Source organism: Hahella sp. CR1, from assembly GCF_029813005.1.
Classification (GTDB): domain Bacteria; phylum Pseudomonadota; class Gammaproteobacteria; order Pseudomonadales; family Oleiphilaceae; genus Hahella.
Genome location: NZ_JAPELK010000008.1, coordinates 340412 through 350405, shown reverse-complemented (window position 1 = coordinate 350405; position 9994 = coordinate 340412). Strand labels below are relative to the sequence as shown.

At 49.0% G+C, this 9994-nt stretch carries 9 protein-coding genes; 4 read left to right on the top strand and 5 right to left on the bottom strand.

From position 1 onward, the window contains the following. Nucleotides 1-78: 78 nt before the first annotated feature. The 4 genes from ONV78_RS20570 to ONV78_RS20555 form a co-directional block, all read right to left on the bottom strand. Nucleotides 79-660, bottom strand: a complete 582-nt coding sequence (locus tag ONV78_RS20570; RefSeq protein ID WP_279505981.1) for a DUF1629 domain-containing protein — start codon at nt 658-660, stop codon at nt 79-81. 356 nt (nt 661-1016) lie between these two features. Beyond that, complete coding sequence (locus tag ONV78_RS20565; RefSeq protein WP_279505979.1) at nt 1017-1427, bottom strand: DUF4279 domain-containing protein; 411 nt, start codon at nt 1425-1427, stop codon at nt 1017-1019. Nucleotides 1428-1631: 204 nt separating this feature from the next. After that, nucleotides 1632-2270 carry a thiopurine S-methyltransferase gene (tmpT, locus tag ONV78_RS20560; RefSeq protein WP_279505978.1) on the bottom strand — a complete coding sequence of 213 codons (639 nt, stop codon included), beginning with the start codon at nt 2268-2270 and terminating at the stop codon, nt 1632-1634. A 176-nt stretch (nt 2271-2446) separates the two neighbouring features. After that, nucleotides 2447-3169, bottom strand: coding sequence for a hypothetical protein (locus ONV78_RS20555; RefSeq protein ID WP_279505975.1), 723 nt, complete (start codon nt 3167-3169; stop codon nt 2447-2449). 577 nt (nt 3170-3746) lie between these two features. On the opposite strand from ONV78_RS20555, the gene ONV78_RS20550 reads away from it, so the two are divergent. From ONV78_RS20550 to ONV78_RS20535, 4 genes are all read left to right on the top strand, one after another. After that, nucleotides 3747-6035: a PEP/pyruvate-binding domain-containing protein gene (locus ONV78_RS20550; RefSeq protein ID WP_279505972.1), complete on the top strand. Its 2289-nt coding sequence runs from the start codon at nt 3747-3749 to the stop codon at nt 6033-6035. Further along, the gene (locus ONV78_RS20545) at nt 5992-7395 is read left to right on the top strand and encodes a PQQ-binding-like beta-propeller repeat protein (protein ID WP_279505971.1); all 1404 of its coding nucleotides are present in this window, start codon (nt 5992-5994) and stop codon (nt 7393-7395) included. The genes ONV78_RS20550 and ONV78_RS20545 overlap by 44 nt, the downstream gene beginning before the upstream one ends. A 126-nt stretch (nt 7396-7521) precedes the next feature. Further along, nucleotides 7522-8124, top strand: a complete 603-nt coding sequence (locus ONV78_RS20540; protein ID WP_279505969.1) for a hypothetical protein — start codon at nt 7522-7524, stop codon at nt 8122-8124. Nucleotides 8125-8210: 86 nt separating this feature from the next. Then, nucleotides 8211-9125: a pirin family protein gene (locus ONV78_RS20535; RefSeq protein ID WP_279505967.1), complete on the top strand. Its 915-nt coding sequence runs from the start codon at nt 8211-8213 to the stop codon at nt 9123-9125. 9 nt (nt 9126-9134) lie between these two features. Here ONV78_RS20535 and ONV78_RS20530 read toward each other — a convergent pair whose 3' ends face one another. Next, on the bottom strand, nt 9135-9866 hold the full coding sequence (locus ONV78_RS20530; protein WP_279505966.1) for a 4'-phosphopantetheinyl transferase superfamily protein: 732 nt from the start codon (nt 9864-9866) through the stop codon (nt 9135-9137). Nucleotides 9867-9994 lie beyond the last annotated feature (128 nt).

Below are 9994 nucleotides of genomic sequence, written 5' to 3'. Positions count from 1 at the left end.
AAGTGTAAGCAAACTCATGGCTTATGACCTTTCTGGGATGAGCTTCTCTACTAAAAAAACCGCTCAGGCTTGAGGCTACTACAAATTAACGTCCGCTTGCCAAGGACGCCGCAAATCCGAATAGAACAAAAGCCCTTTTAAGCCCGCCTTTTCAATCGCATCCTTCACTTCCTGCGTACAGTATGCAACATAAAAGCGGTCAAACTTCGCTCTAAATATTGATACATTTTGTAGCTTTCCCTCGTGGAAGCCAATGCTCATTACATCATCGTATTCGTCCTGCTCACACTGAGTTTCGTCTAGCGCTTCAAGATCTTCAGCCAGACGTAGTGTGTTAAACATAAAGCCCTTGCTTCCGTCATAAACAACAGGCAAAAACTCGCCATCCTGGTCAATGATATCCTTTAAAACATCGTATGCTTTTTCTGACAAAAACAGACGTCCCTGATGCTCTGATATATCAGGGATTAGCAGCCCCTTCTTGTCACTGCCGAAATATATGCCAATTGGATTTTTCCAGATGTCTTTATAGGATCGATGAGATCTATTCGCGTCGAAGCGGGTATCTTTGCTATCGCCAAACTCGCTAATAATTTGCTTATAGTCAAAACCGACATACTGGTATTTTTTCTGATCAGCATAAATTGCATATAGAGTCATCGTTTATCCCTTCAGACTTAAATATTGACGGTTCCTGGCGGCAAATGCCCCCGCTCAAGCCGAAGCCTGATCATTTTCAAAATTTTGATCAGGTCGCTGATACTATTGATATCAGTAAAGTTAATCAGCCCACCGAGCCAATTGTAGTATGCATGAGTGTGGACCCGGCTATGGGGTAGCTATTCAGCTCGATCTACAATGTATTTTTCACAGAACTTCTTAGGGTTCTCTGGCTTAGCCATTATTACGCATCCATTGTGTATGAGAGGGATAGCGATGTTAGCACTCAAGGAATGCACAGCCCCATCAGCCATAAACCCTAAATCAGTCGCCTCGATATAGTTTTCAGGACCAACTTAATCCGGGCCATAAATATCAAAATCCAAACTGATTCCTCTGGAGCCCAATAGACGCAACGTATGCGGTGATATTAAAAGGCCCTCATTGTCGACATCCATAAACAAGCCGCAAAACAAATCCATTGAATATCGTTCCGAAAGCACTTTCCACACATCGGGATCAGAGGTTAGTTGATCGAAAATTTCACGCACCTGATCGTCAATATTCCCAGGCTCTCTACTTATAGCGCGTATACGCCACAGGCCGGTGCTAGCGGTTCTTTTATGTCCAGTTTTCTTGGCGATAATAACGTCACCTTTCGTCTGACCATGTGTGGGCTCACACCCCAAAATATTCGTAATTTCCTCCGGTATTAGATCATCACCGAAGACTCTAAATGAGACGACTGAACGCGAAAGATGCGCCATTTTCAATTCCTGATTATTACGTCCGTTTACTAAACGGCGTCACTCTACCTCAATTAATTCTGCAATTTAATTCATCACCGAAAACTGAGGAGGTTAAGGAAAATAATGACAAGGATACGAATCTATTATTAGTGACGAGATTGAGGTGCAAACTGAGCAGCTAGCGCCAGGAAATCCCGGCGTATCACTGCCTTCATAAGCCGCTTACTTACTCTTCAACAACCAAACCGTCTCGGTCACTTCAGTCAACTCTCTCAAGCCGCCTTCCACCCCAACCGTTGCAAGCGCGGTTAACGCATAGCTTTCGGCGTAGTGGTGTTTGACTTCTTCAGCGCTAATTGAAAATGGAGGGCCTTCCATTTGGTTTTGATCGTACTGATAGCAGAGCATGAGTTGGGGGGCGTTATTGGTGAGCGCCATAAGGTGTTTGGCGTAGCGATCCCGCATTGGCTTTGGTAGCGCCACCAGGGCGGCGCGATCGTAGATGGCGTCAACATGCCCCAGTGCTTCAGCGGTTAGTTCGAAAAAGTCGCCGACGATGATATCCAGGTTCTCTACGCTGTAGCGTTTGCCAGCGGCGATTTCTGATATTGCAGGCGTCACGCCCAGTTCCTCGAAGAGCTGCTCGATGGCCATTTCGCTCAGCTCACATCCGACCACAGGATGGCCCTTTGAGAGCAGCCAGGCAATATCCAGGGTTTTGCCGCATAGCGGCACAAAAACACGACTACCCTCGTCTAAATCAAGCCTGTCAAAGTGAGCGACCAACAGTGGATTAGCTTCGCTTTGGTGGAAGGGTGTATTGTTTTCCGCCCATCTCTCATGCCAGAAATTTGCATCCATAATGATTCCTCTTGTAGCCGATAAAGGAACATCGCGCCGATATCCAGCAAGACTACGCGTTGCTCCTTCGAATGTGTGGAGACAGCATACAAGCTCAAGTCAACTTGAGGTCAAGCACAAATGCCAGACAGAAAAACTATGGATGCGTCTGTGCAGCCAGCCCATCTTCTCCCTGATCACGCCATTTTCCATCGACGATCAAACTCGAACCAATCAAAAGGATGCACGTATCGCCCACGCCAATCGATTGATGGCAATAAATTAGCCTCTGGAGGACACTTAACAAAGGCGAAAGTATGCACAGCTCTGACTTCGCCCCTCGCTCTCTCGTCATCATATCTATCCAGTTCACGAATATCGTCGTAAATGCCGTGCATATTCTTAACCGCCTGGAACGAATCCCAGGTGTGGAACTGCACCTCAAACTGAAACTTATTTGAAACAGCTCTAGGATTATGATCCTGCATTTCAAAGACAGAGTTTATACCTCTATATCCTCCGCGCGCAGCATCTTCAACCGCCCATCCGTTTCTGCGACGCTTTTCATAGATACCGTAGCCCTCCACAAAGGTGATAAAGCTTTCGAATTTCTGTACGTACTCCATTCTTGGAAGCAGAACCGTGTAACGCAAGGCATCGTTAACCGTCTTTCTACCAGAAGTCGAACGCGAAAATTTACTCAATATCGATTCGATTGACTTTAAACAATACTCCAACCCAACCAACTGGCCACTACAGGACAAAGACGCGCGGCTAATAATCGGATCAATCGTGTCCTTATTGCGCATTGCCGCGTCCACAATTCTTCTCGCCAGTATCTGATCACCTGTAGGCATCATCCATTCCTCTTTTAACAACTTATTTTTACTCTCACAGGCTATCGCCCAAATCTGCGGCAAGAAGGTCACTCAAAGGTGAACAGGTTTTGTTGCGACTTGCAGGCCATAACTCTCTTGGGGAACCAGACTAACGATGGAAACTTAAGTGATGCTTAAGAGGTTCGTGTTTTTTACGTAGAAATTTTTCCGTTTGAGACAGACCGCCACTTCATTCGAAACTGTCAGCAGGGAGGGCTTTATGTTATCGCTGAACAGAGGCGTCAGCGGGTTTCAAGCTGCGCAGTTTTGCTCCCTCTCCCGCAAAAATGATCCAAATCACAGCGCTTAAAAGATGCCAGTGCTACCTTTCCGGCTTATACAAACAAGGAAAACAATAACAATGAGAAACGCACATACGCCTCCCGCGAATAATTAGCCATTTAATACTCTTGGCCCATAAAAACTATTTATTACTAACAACAAATGCATATTCAATGTATGAATATTTATTGCCACCCTATTAGCCACATAATCAACATTTAAATATTAAAAAATAAAATAATCCGCATTTAATACGGATGAAGTTAAAAATAGCCATGGTATGTTATAGCCCGTCAAAATTTACATAAAATATATTTTGCAATTAAAGGGAGTTATTGTGATTTATTCTTTTTCGTCACTACCAGAAGAAAAAACAGAGGTAGGCGGCAAGGCTTATATGCTGGCGATGATGACGCAAATGGGAATACGCGTGCCCGAAGGTTTTATCTTGGACGCCAAACCCAGCCAGGAAGAACTTGCAACCATTTACCAAACACTGGGAGATCAGTTTTGCGTCGCCGTACGCAGCTCCGCAACCGGAGAGGATTCCAAAGAACACAGCTTCGCCGGGCAAAACTCCACGTTTCTATTTATCAGAAACCAGGAAGATCTGGTCACCGCCATTAACAACTGCTTCGACTCCATTCTCAAAGAGTCCTCCACCACTTATCGCAAACACTTCCTCGGCTCCGCCAAAGCCGTCCCCATGAATGTCGTGATCCAGCAAATGATCGACGCCAAATACGCTGGGGTTTTCTTCACCAAAGATCCCAGAGATGAAGACAAAGGCTGGCTGCTGGAATATATCAACGGCGTGGGAGAAGACCTTGTCTCCGGCAAAAAGACGCCCAGGCAGATTCATGAAAACAGCGGCAGCGACGATATCAAACCAGAGCAGGTCGAGGAAATCGTCAACGTTTCCCGGCAGCTGGAAGCTAAATATCATCAGGATTTCGATATCGAGTGGGCGATTGACGACAAGGGCGTCGTCTACCTGCTGCAAGCGCGCCCCATCACCGCAAAAAACTCCATTTCACAGATCAAAAAATTCGGTCTGGAAGAACTGGAGCGCCTGAAAACCCACTACAGCAAAGACACCACCTGGGACGGGCAAACCTTCGCCGAGCTTTCGATTAACCCCAGCATTTTCTCCAGCGAGCTTTGGAGCGACTCGTTCAAGAAAAACGCCGCCTTCGACAAGGCGCTGCAGAAGATCGGCTATCTGGGCTTTCGCGACATGAAAGAAGGCGAGTCGATTCTGGATAACGTCTTCGGCAAGAATTACGTCAACCTCACGCGACTGGCGCCGCTCTATTTTGGGCCTATGCCTTATTCCATCGAGCCGCTGCCCAGGCCTCATCTGAAGTTCCATGTCTCCAAGATCAACCTGAAGACCATTCTCTACACTCCCAAAACCGTGTTCAAAATGGTGTCGGCGGGTCTGAGCGTGAACACTCACAGGAAAGAGTTCATCAATCTCGCCAGCAAGGATCTGATCAGTTTTTCCACCGTCATGGACAGGCCTAACGACCTGAGCTACTACCAGTCCTGGAGCGACGACGATCTGAAAGGCCGCCTGCTGAAAGAAATGATCGTTTTCACCCGGGATACTCTGGTCTGGCCCTACATTCTGATTTCCCTGACAGAAACCACGATTCAAACCCTGCACTCTCTGCTGGCGAACATCTTCAACGACCAGAAAGCGGCGGAGTTGATACGACAATGGACCGGCAACGGCATTAGAACCGAAACCTTTGAAATGGGCCGCTATTTCAAAAAGGCCTGCGCCAAGCCCGAGTTGAGGGGCATGTTTCTGGAGAAATACGGTCATCGTGGCCCTGGCGAGCTGGACCTGATATCCAGACGCTGGATCGAACTGGGCGAAGACGCCTTTTACGATCTTAGCGTGGAGGATTATGAGAAAGGCAAAAACAATCACACCTTTATCGATGTCGAAGAAGAAATAAACCAGTTTAAAACCTTCAAGAAGACACTGGTTCTGGAAGAGTGGCAACTTCTGAAAGACCTGCTGGAGCTGCGAGAAAAATGGAAAATGGCGATCCTCAAACCCTTCGCCCATTTCCGCTATATCCTGCTGGAATTCGGCAAACGCTATGAATTGCCTTCCAATGATATTTTCTGGCTGGATGCGGAAGAAATCATTCACTTCGATAAAGCGGCGTATGCTACGCGCATAGAAGAACGCAAACTCAAATCCAAACTGTTCAAGCATTTCAATTTTTCCGCCGTCACCTCTATTCAGGAGATCGAGAATGTCCTGAATAACCGGCAGCCACAGAACGACAACCTGAAGGGCGAAGGCATCTCTCCAGGGCTGGTTAAAGGAGAAGTGCTGGTCATCAACGATCCGAACAAATGGAAAAACATCAAATGGCCGGCGAACCCGATTGTCGTGGCGGAATCCACTGATCCAGGCTGGACGCCAATCTTCACCAAAGCCAAGGGCATTATTGTTTCAAAAGGCGGCGTGCTGTCGCACTGCGCCATTGTTGCGAGAGAAATGGGAATTCCTGCTGTGAGTGGAATCATCAATTGCCATAACAAATTTAAAGGAGGAGAGAATGTTTGGCTTGACGGAAATGATGGAACTATCCGCATCATCTAATACCCTCAACGAAGGTTATCAATACGCTATAGTTCCAACGGTATTATTGCCCCTGGCCTTTTTGGGAACCGCCCTCAGCGTCGTCGCCACCTTCATCGCAGGGATGTTCGGCGTGAAGCTGAAAGCCGAAGGCCCCAAAAAGCTGCTGGAGCTGCTGCTCAAGCCGAAAGTGCTGTTCGCCGCCGGCGCGCTGAATCTGGCCATATACGCCGGCTATGTTGGCGTTGATTACGTGAAGAACGGCCCAGTTCCGCAGGCGGTGCAGAAGTTCGCCAACTCGGACACCAGCTATCATCAGAAAGCCAAGCAGGGCGACCGTGCGCTCTGGAAACAGTCCCTTGAGGACGAGGGCGTTTTCGCCCGAGGAACCATCGTGAACGGCGAGCTTTTCTTCGGCACCAATGAGGGCTACTTGTACGTCGCCGACGCTGATACAGGCACGATCAAAAACAAGCTGTTCTTCGGCAAGTTTCTCTCGCCCAGCCCGACCCTCTATAAAGATTACCTGTATTTTGGGGAAGGCCTGCATCAGTCGCATGGAATGGGCGTGTATAAATTCGATCCGGAGAAAAAGCAGGTCACCGGCCACTTCAAGACCAATGGACACACAGAGATATTCCCTGTATTCGCCAACGCCGATGGCCAGGATTACCTGCTGCAAACCGCAGGAGAAGATGGCCTTTACGCCATCAATCCAGACACGATGGAGAAAATCTGGCAGTTCAAAGGCGGCCATATGGATGGCTTCGCACTGGTGCATGGCGAATTTGTCTATATCGGCAGCGGCATCCCCAGGGAAGGATTCAGCATCAACAGACCCTTCGCCTACAAGCTGAACCTGAAAGACGGTTCTGTAGTCTGGAAGAAAGAGCTGCCTCTATCCGCCTGGTATGGCCCTGTGCGAGTACAGGATGAGGTCTGTTTTATCCAGGGTGAAATTCATATCGACACCCATGTCGGCGGTCTTTCCTGCTTCACCCAATCTGGAGAAAGAGCCCACTCCCTCGTCATCAACTATCCCGTCGTGGGCAAACCTATCGTTAAAAACGACACCATCTACTTCAATGACTACTACGGCAATCTGTACGCCTGGAACGCCATCAACAACAAACTTGAGTGGGAAATCGAGTCTGACATCAAAAAAGGTTCTTACTCCTCACTACAGTTCTATAACGACAAGGAAATCATCTACGCCAAACGCACCGGCGGCGTCCTCATCATCAACATGGAAAGCGGCGAAGTCCGGGAAAACGTCGACTTCGCCCAGGACGAACTCATCTACGCAGACCCCCTCGTCAAAGACGACGCCTTCTACCTGTTTGGGATGAAGGGGAATATTTATAAATCCGCGAAAATCTAACCTTCCCCTTATCTGGAGGAGCTTGACCTACAAGCTCCTCTTGTCTGGCGACTTGACACTAATCCATTGATTTAACGACTATTAACGCTCCTTTCATCTTTCCTCCGAATAAAACAAGGAGCCGTTTTGACCACACTTCATAAAGGCATATCACAGGAAGAATTCGAGAACGGGTATTTCTACGCCACGGAATTAAAAGAGTTCGCCCAATCTCTGGGGATCAAAACCGGTTCGTTACGCAAGAACGAAATTGAGCAGCATATTAAATCTCATTTGTTCGGCGTCGCTCAGGGCGAACTGCCAAAGAACGTCGCTAATCGGCAGACCAGCGGCGCTCGCGATAAATTGGCGGCGAACTCCTTCGTGGTTAACTATGTCAGCGACAAAGCCACCAAAGCGTTTTTGCGTGAGGAAATCGCCAAGCGCGCCCCGCAACTGAAAGACAAATCCGGTCAGTGGTATTGGCTGAATGACTGGCGCAAGGCGCAAATCGGCGCAGACCAGCGCATCACTTATCAGGATCTGGTGGATAAGCTATTCGAGTTAATGACCACGCCCGGAAAACTGCCGCGCATTCCCTCCACGCGATTCAACAATTTCATCACAGACTTCCTGGCGGACCCGGTGAACACCGGCGCCACACGCGCGGACGCCGTGGCGGCCTGGGAGACGCTCAAAGCCCTGCCCGCCCAGAAGACGTATCAGGCCTATAAGCAGAGCAAAGCTTAAACGCCCGGGCGGCAGGGCGCGAAAGTAACTATTCTGAATAGAGTCCAATCCGCATAGCCAAGGTGAAAAGACGCCCAGGAGGCGCGATGAGCAATCTGACCAGACAGAACGAATATGAATGTGACGTCAAAGACTGTTGCGGCGCTATTCAGTTGATTATCGAGCCCAGGGAAAAAGATCTCGGTGGCTTTTCGGTGCGCAGGACATTGCCTACCGCCAAACGCAAAATGGTGGGGCCATGGGTGTTCTTCGATCATATGGGGCCAGCCAATTTCTCCGCAGGAGACGGCATTAACGTCCGCCCACACCCCCATATTGGCATTGCGACTGTGACCTATCTGTTTGACGGCGAGATACTGCACCGGGACTCTCTGGGAAGCGTTCAGCCAATCCAGCCCGGAGATATAAATCTCATGGTCGCAGGCCGAGGCATCGTCCATTCAGAGCGTGAAAGAGCGGAAATTCGCAACAAGGATCATAGCATACATGGGCTGCAACTTTGGCTGGCGCTGCCCGAAGACCAAGAGGAAACCGAGCCGGCTTTTTACCATTATCCCAGCGCAAGTATTCCGCAGCTCACCGTGGACGGCGTCAACGTGCGGGTAATGATGGGAAGCGCATGCGGCGTGGCCTCCCCAGTAAAAGTATTTGCAGAAACTTTATATCTGGAGGCCCACCTGCAACCGGGACAAACCTTCACACTACCGCAGACGGAAGAACGCGCCGTGTATGTGGCGCAGGGTGAACTGAAAGCCAGGGACAACCTGCTTCCACAATACGCCATGGCGTTCTTCTCTAACGAACCCGACGTCACCCTGGAAGCGACTCAGGACACTCGCCTTGTTCTTATCGGCGGCGAATCTTTCAATAAACGCTTCATCGACTGGAACTTCGTTTCCAGCCGCAAAGAGCGTATTGAACAGGCTAAACAGGACTGGAAAAACGGACGTTTTCCGAAGGTTCCAGGAGATGAAGATGAATTTATTCCTTTGCCGGAATAAGCTGAAAATTCACCCATGGCCTCGTACGATAACAGTCAAAGCACGCTGCGCATCAATCTCGAAGCGTCCCTCAAACTGACTACCGGAAGGCAGCGCATCAGTGAGCGTCTGTAGTAATTCCAAGCGAAACATACCCGACCGCCAATCAATAGTGAGCATCTTCGCCGCTTCAAATCCAAAGTAATAACCAACTTCTACATAGAGCGCTTTGAATAAACTTTCTTTGGCCGAAAAAATCAAAGTCAGCGCCTTAGGATCAGGGCGTTCAGCACTACCGACAAACCCATGCTCCGCATCGGTGAGAATAGATCCAACAATATCCGCAGCCACTTTTTCGCTGAGCATATTCTCCACATCAATGCCGACGCTTTTTACCCGATCACCATCAGCCACGGCGCAAATAGCCATGTCCTGCGCATGACTGATTGATCCGGTGAATGACTCAGGCCAAACAGGCGCGCGGTTCTCGCCAATTCCGACAGAAAGATCAGTCGCCCCTAACGCCATCAACGCACGCCGCGCCACATAGCGCCCCGCAACAAACTCGGCTCTGCGTTTCGCCACCGCCCGATCCATTGAATCAGGCAAATCCGTCCCAAGAAGATGACTCACCATGTCATCTGAATAGCGATCCACGGAAAACTCACATTGAAAGCATACCCCCGGAAACCCGGGAATCTTTCGTTCTGAAAGGTGCTTGATGTACAGGTCAGTTGAATCGCTCAACACGCGGTCGTCCACTTCCGTGCCCCTTGGCCATACAAAAGCGCCATGATACTAGCCAGCTCCACTCATAGCGACTTTCGTTAACGCGACCATAAAAACAAGCTGACCAAGAATTAATCCATATAGCCTAACCCCCATGCCCA

Coding starts and splice junctions, on each gene's coding strand:
- ONV78_RS20570 (WP_279505981.1), bottom strand. CDS start 660: ATGACTCTATATGCAATTTATGCTGATCAGAAAAAATACCAGTATGTC.
- ONV78_RS20565 (WP_279505979.1), bottom strand. CDS start 1,427: ATGGCGCATCTTTCGCGTTCAGTCGTCTCATTTAGAGTCTTCGGTGAT.
- tmpT (WP_279505978.1), bottom strand. CDS start 2,270: ATGGATGCAAATTTCTGGCATGAGAGATGGGCGGAAAACAATACACCC.
- ONV78_RS20545 (WP_279505971.1), top strand. CDS start 5,992: ATGTTTGGCTTGACGGAAATGATGGAACTATCCGCATCATCTAATACC.
- ONV78_RS20535 (WP_279505967.1), top strand. CDS start 8,211: ATGAGCAATCTGACCAGACAGAACGAATATGAATGTGACGTCAAAGAC.